Source organism: Micromonospora sp. DT62, from assembly GCF_049847285.1.
Taxonomy (GTDB): Bacteria; Actinomycetota; Actinomycetes; order Mycobacteriales; family Micromonosporaceae; genus Micromonospora; species Micromonospora reichwaldensis.
Map to the genome: position 1 here is coordinate 15,917 of NZ_JBNCOB010000019.1, position 17,378 is coordinate 33,294.

Genomic DNA, 17,378 nt, shown 5'->3' on the forward strand with positions numbered 1-17,378 from the left:
CGGAAAGGCAGGGAAGCAAGATGTCGTACGCCACTGACCCGACGCCCGACGAGGGCGTCGCCCCACGCGAGTCGGGCACCCAGGCGCTGGACCGCGCCCTGGGCGTCCTGCTGGCCTTCCGGGGTGACGCCGTCGAGCGCAAGGTCAGCGACGTCAGCCGCGAACTCGGCCTGCACAAGTCCACGGCCAGCCGGCTGTTCCGCGCGCTGGCCGACGCCGGCTTCCTGCAACGCAACGAGGAGAACGGCACCTACCGCCTCGGCGTCGCCGTCTTCGAGCTGGGCGCCCGCTTCCTCGCCGGCATCGACCTGCACGCGCTGGCCCGTCCCCTGCTGCACCAGCTCGCCGAGCACGAGGGCGAGAGCGTCAACCTCGCCGTCCTGGAGGGCGCCGACGCCATCTCGCTCTACGTCGTGCAGGGCAGCCGCAACGTGCAGCTCGTCAGCCGCCTCGGCCGGCGCATCCCGCTGTGGTGCAGCGCGGCCGGCAAGGCGCTGCTCGTCGACCACGACGACGACGCCCTGCGCGCCCTGCTCGCCACCGTGCCGCTCAGGGCGCTGACCAGCAACACCATCACCGACCTGGACACCTTCGTGGCGCACATGGCCACCGTGCGGCAGCAGGGCTGGGCCCTCAACGACCAGGAGAGCGAGCACGGGCTGCGGGTGGTGGCCGCCCCGGTACGCGACCGGCACGACCGGGTCACCGCCGCGATCAGCATCTCCGGGCCGATCTTCCGCCTGGACGACACCCGCACCCGCGAACTCGCCGACGCCGCCTGCCGTACCGCCGCCGAGCTGTCCCGGCAGCTCGGCCACGGCTTCGGCGACCGGTGGGGCGACTGACCGCACCGTCAGAAACGCTCCTGGGTGACCTCGGGCAGGACCCGCACGTGCAGCACCCCCGGCCCGGTCACCGGCAGCACCTCGTCGAACGCCGCCTCCGCGCCGGCCTGGTCGGTGACCGTCCAGGCCGGTACGCCCAGGGACCGGGCCACGGCGGCCAGGTCCCGGGCCGGGAACCGGGCCAACGCCGGGTCGACGCCGCGCGGGCCGAACTTGCGCACCTCCGCGCCGTAGCCGCCGTCGTCGATGACCACCAGCAGCACGGGCGCACCGACCCGGGCCAGCGTGTCCAGCTCACCGAGGCCGGTGAGCAGACTGCCGTCGCCCTCGAAGGCGACGACCGGCCGGTCCGGGCGGCCCACCCCGGCGCCGACGGCGTACGGCAGGCCGACGCCGATGCTGCCGAACTCCCAGGGCGCGATGAACGCGCGGTCCACGGCGGACGAGTCGAGCAGCAGGTTCGGCCAGCCGCCGAACTGCCCCACCCCGACCACCGTGGTGCGGTGGGCCGGCAGCCGCCGGGCGCAGATCCGCATGAACGCCCGGGGGTCGATGCCCGCCGCGCCCTCGACAAACGCGATGCCGTCGAACGGGTCGGCCGCGGCGATCTGCGCGGCCAGGGCAGGGCTGCGCCACTCCGGGCGCTCACGCGGGTCGAGCCGCGCCGTCACGGCCCGCGCGGTGACCGCCGCGTCCCCGACGATCCCCAGGTCGACGGGCCACCGCGCGCCCAGCGCCCGGGCGTCGACGTCGACCGCGACCACCCGCGCCCCGGGAAAGAGCGCGCCGTGGTCGGCCGTCCACCGGTTGAGTCCCGCACCGAGGGTGACCACCAGGTCCGCCTCGGCCAGCACCCGCCGGGTCAGCGGGCGGGCCAGTCCGCCAGCCACCCCCAGGTGGTACGGGTGGCCGGCGAAGAGCCCGGCGGCCAGCACGGTGGTGGCCAGCACCGCGCCGCACCAGTCGGCGAGCCGGCGTACGTCGTCGGCCGCCGCCTCGGCGCCCCGCCCGGCCAGCAGCACCGGGCGGCGGGCGGCGGCCAGCAGGCCGACCAGCTCGGCGACCGCCGCGTCGGTCGGCGCCGGCGACGCGGGCCGGTACGCGACGACGGCCGGCGCGGGCGCGGCACCGGCCGGCACCGGCTCGTCCTGCAGGTCGATGGGGACGTCGAGGACGACGGGGCCGGGCCGTTCGGCGGCGGCCCGGAACGCCAGGCCGACGTCGCGGGCGGCGGTGGCCGGCGCCGTCACGGGCACGAACGCCCCGGCGGTGGCCAGCGCGAACGGCTGCTGCGGGAAGCTCTGCACGTGCAGCGGGTCGCCGGGCGGGGTGTCGCCGGCGATCAGGACCAGCGGCGTGCCGGCCTGCCGGGCGATGGTCAGCGCGGCGCCGGCGACCGCCAGGCCGGGGCCCTGGGTCACGGTGACGACCCCGCACCGGCCGGTGGCGCGGGCCCAGCCGTCGGCCATCATCACCGCGGCGTTCTCGTTGCGGGCGGCCACGAACCGGACGCCGTGGCGCTGCACCAGGTCCGCGACCAGGAACATGTTGGCGTCACCGAGCAGCCCGAAGATCGTGTCGACCCCGTGCGCCACGATGGCGTCGGCGATCGCCTCGCCGGCCCTCACCGGGGGTCCCGGGCGAGGTAGTCGCCGGCGGGGCGCAGCGCCACGCTCAACGCGCCGAGGTAGGAGTCGTTGGCGGCGGCCTCGAAGCGGGGCCCGGCCAGGCGGGCGGCCCGCTTGGTCATCGACCGGCCGACGGCGGAGGTGGCGAGCAGCCGGTCGGCGATCCCGGTCGCGGCGTCGGCGAGCCGCCCCGGCGGCACCACCTCGGTCACCAGCCGCAGGTCGCGCAGCTCCTCGGCGGGGATCCGGTCGCCGAGCAGCAGCCAGCGCTTGGCCAGGTCGGCGCCGACGAGGTCGGCGAGGATCGCCATGCCGCTCCAGGTCAACGGGATGCCGAAGCCCACCTCCGGGAAGGTCGCGAAGCAGGTGTCGGCGGCCACCCGCAGGTCGCTGGCCAGGCCGAGCACCGCGCCGGAGCCGATGGCCGGCCCGTTGAACGCCGCGACGGTGCTCTGCTCCAGCCGGTACCAGCGTTCGACCAGCTCGGCGGTGCGGCGCTGCACCGACATCGTGGCGCGGGCGTCGAGGGTGGCCAGCTCGTGCAGGTCGGTGCCGGCGCAGAACGCGGTGCCGGCGCCGGTGAGCACGACCACCTCGGTCCCCTCGTCGCGGGACAGCTCGTGCAGCACGTCCTCGAAGCGGGCGAGCATCGCCAGGTCGAAGCTGTTGCGCCGGGCGGGCCGGTTCAGCGTCACCCGGGCCAGCCGGCCGTCGCGGTGCAGCAGCACGGACTCGTCGGCATGGTGTGCGGCGGTCATGGCGACTCCGAGTTCAGTAGGGCGCGGTCGACCAGCGCGGCGGCGTGGCCGACGTACGACAGCGGGTCCAGCAGGCCGGCGAGTTCCGCCGCGGGCAGGGCGGCGGTCACCTGCGGGTCGGCGCGCAACGTCTCCGCGAACGGGCGGCCCGCATCGAGGCTGTCGCGGACGATCCGCATGACCAGGTGGTGGGCCTGCTCCCGGCCGAGCGGACCGGCCAGGCGCAGCATCACCGCCTCGGAGAGCACGAGCCCGCCGGTGAGGTCGAGGTTGGCGCGCATCCGGTCGGGATTGACGCCGAGGTCACCGAAGACGTCGACGAGTCGCTGCATCGCGCCGCCGAGCAGGATGAAGCACTCCGGCAGCAGCTTCCACAGCGTCATCCCGACGCCCATGTCCCGGTCGTCCTGGGCGACCATGGTCTGCAACGCCAGGGGCACCTGGGCCCGCAGGGTGCCGGCGGCGGCGATCACCGCCTCGCAGCGGATCGGGTTGCGCTTGTGGGGCATCGTGCTGCTGCCGACCTGGGTGGAACGCTGCGACTCGTACGCCTCGCCGACCTCGGTGCGGCCGAGGAAGTAGACCTCCCGGGCCAGCTTCTCGGCGCTGGCCGCGACGAGGCCGAAGACCATCAGGCACTCGGCGAAGCGGTCCTGGGTGGCGTGCCAGGGGGTGTCGGCGACGCCGAGCCCCAGGTCGGCGGCGACCGCCTGCTCCAGCGCGAACGCCTGCGCGCCGTAGCCGGCCATCGTGCCGGCCGCGCCGCCCATGCTGGTCACCAGCAGCCGCTGGCGCAGTTGCCGCAGCCGGACGCGGTGGCGTTGCAGCTCGTCCTGCCACACCGCGCAGCGCAGGCCGAACGTCGTCGGCAGCGCCTGCTGCCCGTGGGTGCGGGCGGCCATCGGGGTGGCGCGGTGGCGCAGCGCGAGCCGCCGCAGCGCGCGGACCAGCTCGTCGACCTGCCGTTGCACGATGTCCAGGCCGTCGCGGGCCCGTAGGACGAAGCCGGTGTCCATCACGTCCTGGGTGGTGGCGCCGAGGTGGACGTAGCGGCCGGCGTCGCCGGGGCAGGCGGCGGTGAGCGCCCGCACCAGCGGCACCAGCGGGTGCACGGTGTCGGCGGCGTCGGCGGCGAGCATCGCGGTATCGAGCCGCTCGACGCGGGCGGCCTCGGTGATCGCCTGCGCGGCGGCGGACGGGATGATGCCCAGCTTCGCCTGGCCCCGGGCGAGGGCGGCCTCGACGTCGAGCCAGGACTGCATGAGCTGCCGGTCGTTGAAGACCCCGCGCATCTCGGCGTTGCCGAAGAAGCTGGTGACGGTCAGCGAGTCCAGGAAGCACGATCCGAGTTGCATCAGCGTTCCCCCTCCGCGACGAGCAGTTCCCGGGCGGCCCGCCGGTCGACCTTCCCGGACGGCAGCAGCGGCAGGTCGGCGACGGTACGGATCAGGGTCGGCACCTTGTGCCGGGCCAGCCGTTCGGTGGCGGTGCGGGTGAGCCGGTTGACGTCGCAGTGCTTACCGGGGACGGTCACGACCAGGGCCGCGACCTCCTCCCCCCAGCGGGGTGACGGCACGCCGAGGACGCACACCCGGGCCACGGCCGGGTCGTCGGCGAGCACCGCCTCGACCTCGGCGGGGTGGACGTTCTCGCCGCCGCGGATGATCAGTTCCTTGATCCGACCGGCCAGGGTGAGGACCCGTTCGTCGGTCAGCGCGCCCAGGTCGCCGGTGCGCAGCCAGCCGTCGCTGGTGATCGTGGCGGCGGTGGTGAACGGGTCGTCGGCGTAGCCGCGGGTGACCGAGCTGCCGCGTACCAGCAGCTCCCCGACCTGCCCGGTGGGCAGCGGGGCGCGGGTGGCGGGGTCGACCACGGTGGCCTGAAGGGCCGGCAGGACGCGGCCGACGGTGTCACCGGGCGCGCCGCAGGTCCCGTCGCCGGGGTCCAGGCTGATCGTCGGGCCGGCCTCGGTCTGGCCGTAGACGACCGCCACCCGGTCGAGGCCGAGCACCCGTCGGGTGCGGGTGAGCAACGCCGGGGTGCACGTGGCGCCGCCGAGGAAGCCGACCCGCAGCGACGACAGGTCCCAGCGTCCGGGGTCCCGCTCGACGCGGTCGGAGAGCATCGACGCCATGGTGGGCACGGCCTGCACCACCGTGCACGCGTGCTGCTGGATCTGGTCGAGGACCGGCTCGGTGCGGAACCGGCGGGTGGAGACCCACAGCGCGCCCGTCACCAGCGCCAGCATCGCCCCGCTGCCGAGCCCCGCCGCGTGGGCCAGGGGCAGCGGCGAGGCGATCCGGTCGTCGGCGCGCAGCCCCGCCGCCTCGGCCGTCCAGGCCGCGTTGGCCAGCAGGTTGCCGGCGCTCAGCGACACCATCTTGGCCGGGCCGGTGGAGCCCGAGGTGAACTGGATGTTGCAGGCGGCGTCGGGATCACCCACGGGTGCGGGAACCGGGCCGTCCCAGCCGGGCAGCCGGGCCAGCCCCGCGTGTCCCAGGTCCGCGTCGAGGACGTGCCAGCCGTCCGGGCGCTCGCCGGGCGGCAGCGCCGCCAGGACCCGCGTGACGGTGGACGGGCCGTGCCGGTCGCGGACCCGCTCGGCGGCGTAGAGGCGCCGGGGGCGGCTGCGGGCCAGCGCCGAGGTCAGCTCGGGCCCGGTGAGGCCGGGGTGCAGGGTGGTCAGGGCGGCGCCCCGCCAGGCCGCGGCGGCCAGCAGCACCAGCCAGGCCAGCCCGTTCTCGGCCCAGACCGCGATCCGGTCGCCGCGGCCGACGCCCTGGGCCGCCAGGACGGCGGCGGCCCGGCCGGCGAGGTCGGCGAACTCCCCCGTGGTCACCGGCCGGGCCGGATCGTCGAAGACGTACAGGGCGCGGTCCGGCTGCCGCGCGGCGCGCTCCAGCACGGTGAGGTCGAGGGCTGGCGGGATCACGGATCACTCCTTGGTCAGCAGCAGGTTTCCGTGGTCGTCGACCGTGGCGGCCCATCCGCCGCCGACGACGGTGGTGCTGCCGTTCTCGCGTACGACGGCGGGTCCGACGACGGCACAGCCCGGCCCCAGGTCGGCGCGGCGCCACACGGTCGCCTCGACCCAGCCGCCCGGGCGGTAGAGGCGGGTCCTGCCGGGCTGAGCCGGGCCGCCGGTCGGGGCGGCGAAGCGGACGGCCGGGCGGGGCCCGAACGCGGTGAGCCGGCAGTTGACGATCTCGGCGGGGTGGTCGGAGCGGGTGTAGGCGTACCGCTCGGCGTAGGCGGCGTGGAAGGCCGCCACCAGCTCGTCGGCGGTGGCCGGCAGCTCGGGCAGGGCGACGGCGAGGTCGAAGCTCTGGCCCCGGAACCGCATGCCGACCGACAGGCCGAAGCTGACCTGGTCGGGCTCCACGTCGTCCTCGGCCTTGAGCTGCGCCAGGGCGGCGTCGCGCAGGTCGGCCAGGGCCGCCCGGACGGCCGCCAGGCCGTCGTCGTCGGCCGGCACCAGCACGGTACGGACGTAGTCGTGGCGGGCCTGGGCGGTGACGAAGCCGAGCGCGGAGAAGTTGCCCGGCACCGGCGGAACCAGGACCCGACGGATGCCGAGCTCGTCGGCGAGGTCGGTGGCGTGCATCGGGCCGGCGCCGCCGAAGGGCATCAGCACGAAGTCGCGCGGGTCGTGCCCGCAGGCGACGGAGATCTCCTTGATCGCGCTGGTCATCTTGACCGTGGCGAGGGTGAGGATGCCGTGCGCCAGGTCCAGCTCGTCGAGACCGAACGGGCCGGCCAGCCCGGCCAGGGCGGTGCGGGCCGCGTCGGGGTCGAGCGGCACCTCCCCGCCCAGGCTCTCCCGCGGGTCGAGGTGGCCGACGAGCAGGTGCGCGTCGGTGGTGGTCGGCTCGGTGCCGCCCCGGCCGTACGCGGCCGGGCCGGGGGTCGATCCGGCGCTGCGCGGCCCGACGCGCAGTTCCCCGCCCCGGTCGCGCCAGGCGATGGAGCCGCCGCCGGCGCCGATCGTGTTGATCTCGACCTGGAAGGTGCGGTTCGGGTAGCCGGCGATCTTCCCGTCGTTGGTCATCAACGGGGAGCCGTTCTTGATCAGGCAGACGTCCGTGCTGGTGCCGCCGATGTCGCAGGTGATGACGTTGGGATAGCCGGCGATCGAGGCGAGGTGCACGGTGGCCGCGACCCCGCCGGCGGGCCCCGAGAGGGCGAGGTTGATCGGCAGCCGCCCGGCCTCCTCGGTGGAGACGACCCCGCCGCTGCTCGTCATGATCGACAACGGGTGGGCGTACCCGCTGTCGGCGAGGGCGCCGCCCAGTCCGCGCAGGTAGTCGGCGACGGTCGCCCGCACGCTGGCGTTGAGCACGGTGGTGGCGAACCGCTCGTACTCGCCCTGCTCCGGCACCACGTCGGAGGAGACGGTGCAGACCAGGTCGGGGTACCGCTCCGCCAGCCGCCGCGCGGCGGCCCGCTCGTGGGCGGGATTGCGGTACGAGTGCAGCAGGCAGACCGCCACCGCCCGGGGACCGGCGGCGGCCACCCGGTCGAGGGCCTCGTCCAGCTCGTCGGTGTCCAGCGGTCGGACGACGCTGCCGTCGGCGCCGATGCGTTCGCGCAGCACGTGCCGGTGCCGGCGCGCGACGAGCGGCGGCCGGGCGCTCTCCTTGACGCTGTAGAGGCGGGGCCGGTGCCCGAGGCCCATCTCCAGCACGTCCCGGAAGCCCTCGGTGGCCAGGACGGACACCGGCTCGCCGGAGCCTTCGAGCAGCGCGTTGGTCACCCGGGTGGTGCCGTGCACGAAGCGGTCGACCGTGTCCAGGCTGACACCAAGCTTGGCGAGGCCCTCGAAGATCGCCGCCGCCGGATCGTGCGGGGTGGACAGGGTCTTGGCCTCGGCGAGCCGGGCGGTGGCCGGCTCGTAGACGATGACGTCGGTGAAGGTGCCACCGATGTCGACGCCGATGCAGAGCATGGCGAGCCTTTCGGATAGGGGGTGGATGGCGTCGGCGACGGGTCGGGCCGCTAGAAGTTGACGCCGTAGCGGCGCAGGGTCCGTCCCGTGACCAGACGCAGGATCCAGTCGAAGAGGTAGCCGAGCAGGCCCAGGGCGATGATGCCCACGAAGACCCACTCCGTCTTGGCGTAGTTCCGCGCCGTCCAGATCAGCGATCCCAGGCCGCTCTGGGCGGCGACGATCTCGGCGGAGACGATCGTCAGGAACGAGTTGCCCATCGCCAGCCGGGCTCCGGTGACCACGTGCGGCACCGTCGACGGCAGCACGACCGAGACGAGGCTGCGTACGGGGCCGGCGCCGAGCGCCCGGGCCGCCCGCATCCGGATCTCGTTGACCGACAGCACCCCGGCCAGGGTGTTGAGGGCGACGATGAAGACGGTGGTGTAGAAGATCAGCGCCACCTTCGACGCCTCCCCCGGCCCGAGCCAGATGATGGCCAGGGTGACGAAGGCGATCGGCGGCACGAAGCGGAAGAACTGGATGTACGGGTCGAGCATCAGCCGCAACCAGGGGATGCAGCCCATCAGCAGACCCATCGGCACGCCGACGAGCACGCCGAGCAGCCAGCCGGTGAGGATGCGGGTCGAGGACGCGCTGACCGAGTCCCACAGCGTCCCGTCGCGGACGAGTTCGACCGCGCCGTCGAGGGTGAGCCGCGGCGAGGGCAGGAAGAAGGCCGTGTAGTTGCGGCTGACCAGGTCCCAGATCAGCACGCCGAGCAGCACCGACAGGACCGACAGCCCGATGCGGGTCAGCCGGGGCCAGCGGTTGCGGCGGGGGCCGGTCGTCGCCGACGCCCTGGTGCGGTCGGGAACGGTGGGTGCCTCGAAGGTCATCGCTCCTCCGTCCGGTCGTCGCCCGCGCCGGGCCGCCCGTCGTGGCCGTCGTCGAGCCCCTGTGCGCGCAGCGTCCGGGCCACCTCGGCGCCGATGTCCTCGCGCAGCTCCCGGAAGAGCGCCGCGCAGGCCGGGTCGGTCAGGTCGCGGGGGCGGGGCAGGTCGCAGCGGTAGTCCTTCTTGATGGCCGCCGACGGTCCCGCCGTCATCGTGACGATCCGGTCGCCGAGCAGGATCGCCTCGCCGATGTCGTGGGTGACGAAGACGATCGTGGCGCCGGTCTCGCGCCAGATCCGGTCGAGTTCGACCTGCATCACGAGCCGGGTCTGGGCGTCCAGCGCCCCGAACGGCTCGTCCATCAGCACGACCGAGGGGTCGTTGGCCAGGACCCGGGCGAGCTGGGCCCGCTGGCGCATGCCGCCGGAGAGCTGCTCGGGGAACCGCTCGGCGCTGTGCGCGAGGCCGACCATCGCCAGGTACCGCTCGACGACGGCGTCGCGCTGGGCCTTCGGCACGCCGCGCATCTGCGGCCCGAAGGCGACGTTCTGGCGTACGGTCAGCCAGGGGAACAGCGCCTCGGCGCTCTGGAAGACCACGCCCCGCGACACGTCGGGCCCGGTCACCGGCTCGCCGCCGCAGGTCACCTCGCCGGCCGCCGGCCGGACGAAGCCGGCGACCGCGTTGAGCAGCGTGGACTTGCCGCAGCCACTCGGACCGAGCAGGCAGACGAGTTCACCGGCGGCGATGTCGAGGCTCGCGCCGCTGACGGCGACGAACTCGCCGAAGCGGATGTCGACGTCGCTGATGCGGATCGGGGAGCCGGCGCGGCTGGCGGGTCGGCCGGCGAAGGTCGTGGCGGGTGCGGTGCCGTCGACTGTCACGCCACCCCCTTGACCATGACGGTCGCCGGGTCCGCCTTCTGCTTGACGATCTTGCTGTCCTGCTGGAACTGGGCGATCTCGCCGTAGCGCTTGAGGTCGTCGTCGGTGAAGTCGCGGACCTGGCACTGGACGCCCTCCAGCAGCGTCTGGGCCTCCTTCGCCGGCACCTTGATGGCCTTCTCGGTGACCGTGCCCGCCTTGGCCGGGTCCTTCGTGAGCTGCTCGCACGCCTGGCCGATGGTCTGGACGACCTTCTTGGCGGTCTCCTTGTTGGCCTCGTACCAGGCGCCGTCGACCCCGATCACCAGGTTGTAGACGTAGCCGATGTCGCCGCTGGTCAGCAGGACCTTGCCGCCGTTGGCGACGCCGCGAGACGGCCACGGCTCCCACATGATGTAGCCGTCCACGTCGCCGCGTTGCAGCAGGGCCGGCATCTCGGCGGGCGAGGCGTTGACGAACTCGACGGACTCCCGGCTGATGCCGCGCGCCGCGAGGACCTTGTTGGTGGCGTACTCGTTGACGGTGCCGGGGACGACGCCGTACTTCTTGATGCCCGACACGTCGCTGATGCCGGAACGCGCCACGAGCTTGATGAAGCTGGGCGACTGCGAGAAGACGGCCAGGCCCTTGATGTCACCCCGGGTGGCCCGGTTCAGCAGGCTCGACTCGGTGCTGGCCGTGACCTGGCCCTGCTTGGCCAGGATCGCGTCGAGGCCACCGGTGCCCTCCTGGAACTGGGTGACGGTGACGTTCAGGCCGTTGGCCTGGAACAGCTTCTCCTGGTCGGCGAGGTAGATCGGGGAGTACGCCGGGTCGACGCCGACGCCGAAGTTGACCGCCGCCGACGGGGCCGCCTCGCCGCCACCGGACTCGGTCGGGGTCTGGTTCTCCGCGCATGCCGCAACGGCGGCGGTCACCAGCAGGGCTGCTACCGCAGCGCGCAATGCTCGCATTCTCATGGCTACCCCAGATACCTAGCGGCTCATATTATGGTTACCGTTGCTTAATATGGGACGCTACTGCCGGACGGTGGGCGCAGTCAAGAGATTCGGCCTCACCTTCCTGCAACAGACAGTAGCCGTCGATCATCGCCAGCCGACGGGTCGAATCCGCGACCACAAACCGGGAGTCCGATGAACACGCAGGACAAAGGGGCCCATGCCGCCCGGACCCAGCCGCCGCCCACGGCCGAAGCGACCGAGTCAACCACTCTGCGTAGTCAAGGATCCGCCGTAGGCGGTCGGGTCGTCGCGCCGGCGCTCGTCGGACTGCGCACCTCGCTGGAGCGGGCCTGGACCCCGACCGAGACGATCCTGTACGCCCTCGGGGTCGGCGCGGGACAACGCGACCCGGCGGCGGAGCTCCGCTTCACCACCGAGAACTCCACCGGCCACCCGCAGCGGGTGCTGCCGACCTTCGCCAGCGTGCTCGCCGCCGACCCGCCGCCCCTGGGCGAACTCACCGCGATCCGGCACGCGGAGGAGGCGCTGACCCTGTTCCGCCCGCTGTCACCGGCCGGGCGGGTGCACACCACCGCCGCCGTCACCGCCCTGCACGACCAGGGCAGCGGCGCCCTGGTCGAGCACGTCTCCCGGCTCCACGACCCGGCGGGCACGCTCGTCGGCACCGTACGCCGGGCCATGTTCGTCATCGGCGCCGGCGGATTCGGCGGGCGCCGCGCCCGGCCCGCCCGCTGGCAGCCGCCGGCCGACCCGCCCGAGCACCGGATCGTCGCCACCCTCCGCCCGGACCAGGCGCTGCTCTACCGGCTCAGCGGGGACCGCAACCCGCTGCACTCCGATCCGGCCGTCGCCGGCCGGGCCGGGCTGCCCCGCCCGATCCTGCACGGCCTGTGCGCCTTCGGCTTCGCCGGCCGGCTCCTGCTGCCCCTCGTCGGTGACGACCCGACCCGCGTCCGGCACGTCCGCGTCCGCTTCGCCGCCCCGCTGCACCCGGGCGACACCCTGACGGTGCACGCCTGGCGGCGCCCGTACGGCGTGGTCTTCCGCGCCACCGACGGGCCCGGACGGGTCGTCCTGGACCGGGGCGTGCTGGCGGTCTCCGCCCGGTGACCACCCGCCTGTCCGTCCTCCGGTAGCGCGCCGGGTCCTACGGGCCCGCCCCACCCCGGTCGGCGGTCACGCCGTCACGTGCCCGGCGCGCGGAGCCGTTCGATCGCGTCCAGCCTGCGGCGCAGCAGGGCCCGTTCGGGTTCGGTGCCGGCCAGGCCGAGCGCCTCCCGGTACGCCTCGGCGGCGTCGGCGTGCCGGCCGAGGCGGTGCAGCAGATCGGCCCGGGCGGCCGGGTAGGGGTGGTGGCCCCGCAGCAGCGGCTCGTCGGCCAGCTCGTCCAGCAGCGCCAGGCCCGCCTCCGGGCCGTCGCGCATCGCCACCGCCGCGGCCCGGTTCAGCGCGACGACCGGGGACGGCGCGAGGGCGAGCAGCACGTCGTAGAGCGCGACGATCTGCGGCCAGTCGGTGGTGGCGAGGTCCGCCGCCTCGACGTGCAGGGCGGCGATCGCGGCCTGCACGCCGTACGGGCCGGGCGGGCCGCCGGCCAGCGCGACGGGCACCAGGTCGAGGCCCTCAGCGATCATGCGGCGGTCCCAGCGACCACGGTCCTGCTCGTCGAGCAGCACCAGCTCGTCGTCCGGGCCGGTACGGGCGTCGCGGCGGGCGTGGATCAGCAGCATGAGCGCGAGCAGCCCGGCGACCTCCCGCCCGGCGGGCAGCAGCCGGCGCAGGATCCGGGCCAGCCGGATGGCCTCCTCGGCGAGGTCGAGCCGCTGCAGGCGCGGGCCCTCGCTGGCCGCGTAGCCCTCCGTGAAGATCGAATACACCGCCTGGAGCACACCCGGCAGCCGCTGCGGCAACTCCTGCGCCCCGGGCACGCGGAACGGGATCCGGGCCTCGTGGATCTTCTTCTTCGCCCGGGTGATCCGCTTGGCCATCGTCGCCGTCGGCACCAGGAAGGCGCGGGCCACCTCGGGCGTGGTCAGGCCCGCCAGGTAACGCAGGGTCAGCGCCCCGTGGTCCTCGGCCGCGAGCGCCGGGTGCGCGCAGGTGAAGAAGAGCTGCAGCCGCTCGTCCGGCAGCTCACCACCCGGCATCGGGGCGGGGGCGGGCTCCGCCCGGTCCGCCTCCGCCTGGAGGATGGCCAGCCGCGCGGCGAGGGCTTGGTCCCGGCGCAGCCGGTCGACCGCCCGGCGGCGCGCGGTGGTCATCAGCCAGGCGCCGGGCCTGGGCGGAACGCCGTCGACCGGCCAGCGCGTCAGCGCCGCCTCGACGGCCTCGGAGGTGACCTCCTCGGCCAGGTCCAGGTCGCCGAAGCGGCGGACGAGGGCCGCCAGCAGCCGGCCGCGTTCCTCACGGAACACGGCCTCCACGACCGCCGTCGGCGCCTCGTCCGTCCCCCCGGTGTCGGCGGGCGCTCCGCCCACCGCGCTCAGCCCCCGAACTCGGCGACCGGCCGGACGACGACGGCGCCGTTCCCGCGCGCGCCGGGGCAGCGCGCCGCCCAGTCGAGCGCGACGTCGAGGTCCGGCACGTCGATCACGTAGAAGCCGCCGAGGATCTCGCGGGTCTCGGCGAACGGCCCGTCCGTGACGGTCCGCCTGCCGTCCTCGCCGACCCGCACGGTGGTGGCGGTGACCAGGTCCGCCAGCGACTCGCCGGAGACCAGGATCCCCGCCTCGCGCACCTGCTTGTCGTACGCCATCCAGTCGCTGACGTCGCAGCCGGCGGCCCCGCCGTCCTCGCCGACCGCACCCGCGTTGATGAGCAACATGTACTTCACGATCCGACTCCCCTCAGTGTCGCGTCGCCGCTGCCGTACCGGGCGACGCCGTACGACATCACTACGGACGGGGGACGGCCGATTGGACAGCCCGCCCGAAGTTTCTTTCCCGATTCGGCTCCGGCTACCGGTGGAAGCCGTCGTCGCTGCCGTTCGCGGGGGCCTCCGGCAGGAGGTGACCCAGCCCGGTCAGTTCCAGCACGGCGTGGGCAGGGCTCTGCGGGGTGGCGGTGACGCGCAGGTGCGCGAGGATCCGGGCGACCTCGTGCAGCACCCGTACGCCGGTGCTGCTCAGGTGGGTGACCGGGGTGAGGTCGATGGTCAGCGGGAGGCTGCCGCCGCGGCTGGCCTGCATGATCGCGGCGCGCAGCCGAGGTCCGGTGACCAGGTCCACCGGCCCCTGTACCCGCAGTGTCCGGCCCGCCGGCGCCTCGATGACGGCGGCCGCGAACTCCTCGGCGACGGTGGCCTGCTTGTGGGGGCCGGCCGCCTGCGCGGCGACGGCGGTGGTGACGTTGGCGGCCTGGCCGATGTGGTGGTGCATGCTGACGGTGGTGCCGGCGTCGGTGTGGCTGACCTCCGCCCGGTCGACGAGGCCACGGATCATCGTCAGCCCACGGCCGCGACCGCCCGGGTCGCGCGCCGGTGGCCGCCACCGTCCCTGGTCGGTGCAGGTGACGTGCACGACGCCCTGGTCGTCCAGGGCGCCGTGCACGGTGAACGTCCCTGACGTGCCGCCCGGGTAGGCGTGGTCGATGGCGTTGGTGGCGGCCTCCCCCGTGGCGTGGAGGAGGTCGCTCGCGTCCGGGCCGCTGGCGCCGATCCGGGCGAGCCAGCCGCCCATGACCTGACGCATCGGCCGCAGCGCCGTCGTGTCGGCGGTCAACGTCAGGTGCAGGGGTGCGACGGGCTCCGGCAGGAGGTGGACGGCGAGGAGCGTGGTGTCGTCGCCGAAGCCACCGCCGGCCAGGGCGAGACGTTCCGTGAGCAGGGTGCAGATCCGGTCGGGCAGCCGCTGCGGGACGGTCGTGGCCACGTTCAGTGTCGCCCGCCGGGCTGCCGCGGCGGCGTCGGCCAGGGCGCGGGCGCCGTCGTGCAGGCTCTGCCGGGGTCGCTCGATCAGGCCGTCGGTGTAGAGCAGCAGGACGTCGTCGGCCCGCAGCCGGCAGGTGTGCACCGGGGTGGGTCCCGCTCCGGTGCCCAGTGGCCCCGCCGGCGTCAGCGGCAGGTACCGGCTGTCGCCGGTGGCGCCCACCACCAGCGGCGCCGGGTGCCCGTGGCTGGCCGCTTCGAGCGCCCCGCTGCGGGGATCGAGCACCGCGAGGCAGGTGGTGGCGGCCCGGGTCGCGAGGGCGCGGGCCGCGAAGTCGTCCAGGACCGCCAGCACCTGCGGCAGGCCGCCGCCCGACTGCAACGCCTGGCGGGCGACCGTACGGAGCTGGCCCATGGCCGCCGCGGCAGTGGCGCCGTGCCCGACGACGTCGCCGACGGTCAGCGCGAGGCGCCCGTCGGGCAGGGGAACCACGTCGAACCAGTCCCCGCCGGCGACGAGGTCGCTGCTCGCGACCAGGTAGTGGGCGGCGACCTGGACGTGCGGCAGGACGGGCAACACGTCGGGCAGGAGGCTGCGTTGCAGTTCCAGGACCAGACCGGCGGCCTGCCGGTAGCGCCGTTCGGCGGTGGCGGCGGCGGCGGCTTCGGCGGCCTGCCGGGCGGTCACCACGGGGGTGGCGTCGACGGCCTGCACGATCACCCCGCGCACCGAGCCGTCCGGGTTGCGCCACGGCGCCATGTCGAACGTGTAGAAGGCCTCCGTCAGGGTGCCGTCGCCGTTGCGGTCGGTCAGGACGCGCTGCTCGTAGCCGTGCGAGCGGATGCCGTGCAGGGCCTGGTCGAGCAGTTCGAAGATGTGCTGGCCGGCGAGTTCCGGCACCGCCCGGCGGAAGGGCTCACCGATCAGGCCGCTGCGGTTGCCGACGGCGGCGCGCACCGCCGGGTTCGCGGCCACCACCCGCAGCTCGGGCCCCTCGAAGATCCACACGAATCCGGGCAGCTGCTCGAACCCGTCGAGCACCGCCTGCGGGTCGCCGGAGGACCAGCGTGCATGCGGAGCGGTCACCGACGCCCACCCTCACCCGTGCCCACCAGCAGCACCCTGTCATGCCAGCGCCCGCCCGTCCAATCAGCCACGTGCGTTTCCGCCGTCGAGGATCCGGGGGCGGCCCGCCGCGGTGAGCGCGTCGGCGAGCCGGGTACCGGGCTCCGCCGGCGGTCCGCGAGGTGACCTCGGGGCGCGCACCGGCGGTCCTTGACCACGCCGGCCGGTTGGCCGTAGGTTCCAGCCCTACATCGACATCGGTAGTTCGATGTGGCCGGCGCGGCCGGTCCGCTCCCCCACATCCGCAACACTCCGGTCCCCCCTCGCGACAAGGACGGTCATGACGATCACCCGCCGCTCGCTGCTCGGCACGGTCGCCGCGGCCGGCCTGGCCACGGCCGTCGCGCCGGTCCTCGCCCCCGGCACGGCCCGGGCCGCCGCCTGGAAGAAGCGGCTGACAGGCGCCGACCTGGACACCAACCACCGGTGGCGGGTCGCGGGCACGGACCTGGGCATACCGTACGTGCTGGAGAACGGCTCGATCGGCTACCTGTTCGGCGACACGTTCGACACCCCGTGGCCCGAGGGTCCGCCGGTGCCGAACGACTGGCGCTCGCCGGTGCTGCTGCGCTCCGCCGTGCACCCGGGCGCAGCAGGCGGGATCGTCTTCGACAGCGCCGCCCGGGTGGCGGGCAACGGGCGGGCCCCGGAGCTGATGCACAACGGCCACCACGGCATCGGCATCGACGGGCTGTGGGAGGTGACCGTCATCCCCAACGACGGCATCGCCTTCCCGGAGACCGGCCGGCAGCTCGTGTCGTACATGAGCATCGAGAACTGGAACTCCGCCGGCCCGGCCGGGCCGCACTGGCGCTCGCGCTACGCCGGGCTGGCCTACAGCGACAACGGCAACGACTTCATCCGTACGCCGCTGAAGTGGTGGAACGACGGCACCAACACCGACCCGTTCCAGATGTGGACGATGCAGCGCGACGGGGACTGGGTGTACGTCTTCTCGGTGCGCGCCGGGCGCCAGCACGGGCCGATGATGCTGCGCCGGGTCCGCTGGGACCGGCTGTTCTCTCCCGAGTCGTACGAGGGCTGGGGTTGGAACGGCAGCAACTGGGGCTGGGGCCGCCCCTGCACGCCCATCCTCACCGGCCGCTTCGGCGAGCCCTCGGTGCGGCGGCTGGCCGACGGCACCTGGGTGATGTCGTACCTGAACTGCGCCACCGGGTGCATCGTCACGCGCACGGCGGACGGGCCGGACCGGGTCTGGACGGCCGAACGGATCCAGGTCACCTCGTGGCAGGAACCGGGCCTCTACGGCGGCTTCATCCACCCGTGGTCCAGCCGGCGGGCCAACGACCTGCACCTGATGGTCTCGAAGTGGACCAGGACGCCCGACAACCGCAGCACCGCCTACCACGTCAGCCAATTCGTCGGATCGGCGTAGCCAGACGCCGCCCCGACCGACCGACGGCCCCGGGAAGGATACCGACAGCGTGTTGGTACGATGCCAACATGCAGTCGGTAAAATTGCGCCCCCG

Annotated in this window: 14 protein-coding genes; 3 read left to right on the top strand and 11 right to left on the bottom strand. The window is 74.4% G+C overall.

The annotated features are described in order from the left end of the window. The first annotated feature begins 20 nt into the window (after positions 1–20). Complete coding sequence (locus ACPXCB_RS22780; protein ID WP_425877570.1) at positions 21–845, top strand: IclR family transcriptional regulator; 825 nt, start codon at positions 21–23, stop codon at positions 843–845. An 8-nt stretch (positions 846–853) separates the two neighbouring features. On the opposite strand, the gene ACPXCB_RS22785 is transcribed toward ACPXCB_RS22780, so the two are convergent. The 8 genes from ACPXCB_RS22785 to ACPXCB_RS22820 are packed head-to-tail and all read right to left on the bottom strand — an operon-like array spanning position 854 to position 10,888. Next, entirely contained in the window at positions 854–2,473 is a 1,620-nt protein-coding gene (locus ACPXCB_RS22785) for a thiamine pyrophosphate-binding protein (protein ID WP_425877571.1), read from the bottom strand. Next, positions 2,470–3,231: an enoyl-CoA hydratase/isomerase family protein gene (locus tag ACPXCB_RS22790; RefSeq protein WP_425877572.1), complete on the bottom strand. Its 762-nt coding sequence runs from the start codon at positions 3,229–3,231 to the stop codon at positions 2,470–2,472. The genes ACPXCB_RS22785 and ACPXCB_RS22790 overlap by 4 nt, the downstream gene beginning before the upstream one ends. Then, complete coding sequence (gene purB / locus ACPXCB_RS22795; RefSeq protein ID WP_425877573.1) at positions 3,228–4,586, bottom strand: adenylosuccinate lyase; 1,359 nt, start codon at positions 4,584–4,586, stop codon at positions 3,228–3,230. Before purB ends, ACPXCB_RS22790 begins: the two co-directional genes overlap by 4 nt. Then, complete coding sequence (locus ACPXCB_RS22800; protein WP_425877574.1) at positions 4,586–6,163, bottom strand: class I adenylate-forming enzyme family protein; 1,578 nt, start codon at positions 6,161–6,163, stop codon at positions 4,586–4,588. Before ACPXCB_RS22800 ends, purB begins: the two co-directional genes overlap by 1 nt. Before the next feature lie 3 nt (positions 6,164–6,166). Beyond that, positions 6,167–8,176, bottom strand: a complete 2,010-nt coding sequence (locus ACPXCB_RS22805) for a hydantoinase/oxoprolinase family protein (protein WP_425877575.1) — start codon at positions 8,174–8,176, stop codon at positions 6,167–6,169. A gap of 50 nt (positions 8,177–8,226) precedes the next feature. Next, on the bottom strand, positions 8,227–9,054 hold the full coding sequence (locus ACPXCB_RS22810; RefSeq protein WP_425877576.1) for an ABC transporter permease: 828 nt from the start codon (positions 9,052–9,054) through the stop codon (positions 8,227–8,229). Next, entirely contained in the window at positions 9,051–9,935 is an 885-nt protein-coding gene (locus ACPXCB_RS22815; protein ID WP_425877577.1) for an ABC transporter ATP-binding protein, read from the bottom strand. The genes ACPXCB_RS22810 and ACPXCB_RS22815 overlap by 4 nt, the downstream gene beginning before the upstream one ends. Next, positions 9,932–10,888: an ABC transporter substrate-binding protein gene (locus ACPXCB_RS22820; protein WP_425877642.1), complete on the bottom strand. Its 957-nt coding sequence runs from the start codon at positions 10,886–10,888 to the stop codon at positions 9,932–9,934. The genes ACPXCB_RS22815 and ACPXCB_RS22820 overlap by 4 nt, the downstream gene beginning before the upstream one ends. A gap of 180 nt (positions 10,889–11,068) precedes the next feature. On the opposite strand from ACPXCB_RS22820, the gene ACPXCB_RS22825 reads away from it, so the two are divergent. Next, the gene (locus ACPXCB_RS22825; RefSeq protein WP_425877578.1) at positions 11,069–12,007 is read left to right on the top strand and encodes a MaoC/PaaZ C-terminal domain-containing protein; all 939 of its coding nucleotides are present in this window, start codon (positions 11,069–11,071) and stop codon (positions 12,005–12,007) included. Positions 12,008–12,081: 74 nt separating this feature from the next. Here ACPXCB_RS22825 and ACPXCB_RS22830 read toward each other — a convergent pair whose 3' ends face one another. The 3 genes from ACPXCB_RS22830 to ACPXCB_RS22840 all read right to left on the bottom strand — a co-directional run bounded on the left by ACPXCB_RS22830 (position 12,082) and on the right by ACPXCB_RS22840 (position 15,849). Next, positions 12,082–13,374: an RNA polymerase sigma factor gene (locus ACPXCB_RS22830; protein WP_425877579.1), complete on the bottom strand. Its 1,293-nt coding sequence runs from the start codon at positions 13,372–13,374 to the stop codon at positions 12,082–12,084. 5 nt (positions 13,375–13,379) lie between these two features. Then, positions 13,380–13,721 (bottom strand): YciI family protein, encoded by a 342-nt coding sequence (locus ACPXCB_RS22835; protein WP_425877643.1) that lies wholly within the window; start codon positions 13,719–13,721, stop codon positions 13,380–13,382. Between the two features lie 133 nt (positions 13,722–13,854). Beyond that, complete coding sequence (locus ACPXCB_RS22840; RefSeq protein ID WP_425877580.1) at positions 13,855–15,849, bottom strand: SpoIIE family protein phosphatase; 1,995 nt, start codon at positions 15,847–15,849, stop codon at positions 13,855–13,857. 319 nt (positions 15,850–16,168) lie between these two features. Between ACPXCB_RS22840 and ACPXCB_RS22845 the strand changes: the two genes are divergently transcribed. Beyond that, positions 16,169–17,284 (top strand): DUF4185 domain-containing protein, encoded by a 1,116-nt coding sequence (locus ACPXCB_RS22845; RefSeq protein ID WP_425877581.1) that lies wholly within the window; start codon positions 16,169–16,171, stop codon positions 17,282–17,284. The last annotated feature ends 94 nt before the right edge of the window (positions 17,285–17,378 follow it).

Bases quoted from the DNA above. Each gene is read 5' to 3' on its own strand.
- ACPXCB_RS22835 (WP_425877643.1), bottom strand. From the start codon at position 13,721: ATGTTGCTCATCAACGCGGGTGCGGTCGGCGAGGACGGCGGGGCCGCC.
- ACPXCB_RS22845 (WP_425877581.1), top strand. From the start codon at position 16,169: ATGACGATCACCCGCCGCTCGCTGCTCGGCACGGTCGCCGCGGCCGGC.
- ACPXCB_RS22790 (WP_425877572.1), bottom strand. From the start codon at position 3,231: ATGACCGCCGCACACCATGCCGACGAGTCCGTGCTGCTGCACCGCGAC.
- ACPXCB_RS22825 (WP_425877578.1), top strand. From the start codon at position 11,069: ATGAACACGCAGGACAAAGGGGCCCATGCCGCCCGGACCCAGCCGCCG.
- ACPXCB_RS22810 (WP_425877576.1), bottom strand. From the start codon at position 9,054: ATGACCTTCGAGGCACCCACCGTTCCCGACCGCACCAGGGCGTCGGCG.
- ACPXCB_RS22805 (WP_425877575.1), bottom strand. From the start codon at position 8,176: ATGCTCTGCATCGGCGTCGACATCGGTGGCACCTTCACCGACGTCATC.
- ACPXCB_RS22780 (WP_425877570.1), top strand. From the start codon at position 21: ATGTCGTACGCCACTGACCCGACGCCCGACGAGGGCGTCGCCCCACGC.
- purB (WP_425877573.1), bottom strand. From the start codon at position 4,586: ATGCAACTCGGATCGTGCTTCCTGGACTCGCTGACCGTCACCAGCTTC.
- ACPXCB_RS22820 (WP_425877642.1), bottom strand. From the start codon at position 10,888: ATGCGAGCATTGCGCGCTGCGGTAGCAGCCCTGCTGGTGACCGCCGCC.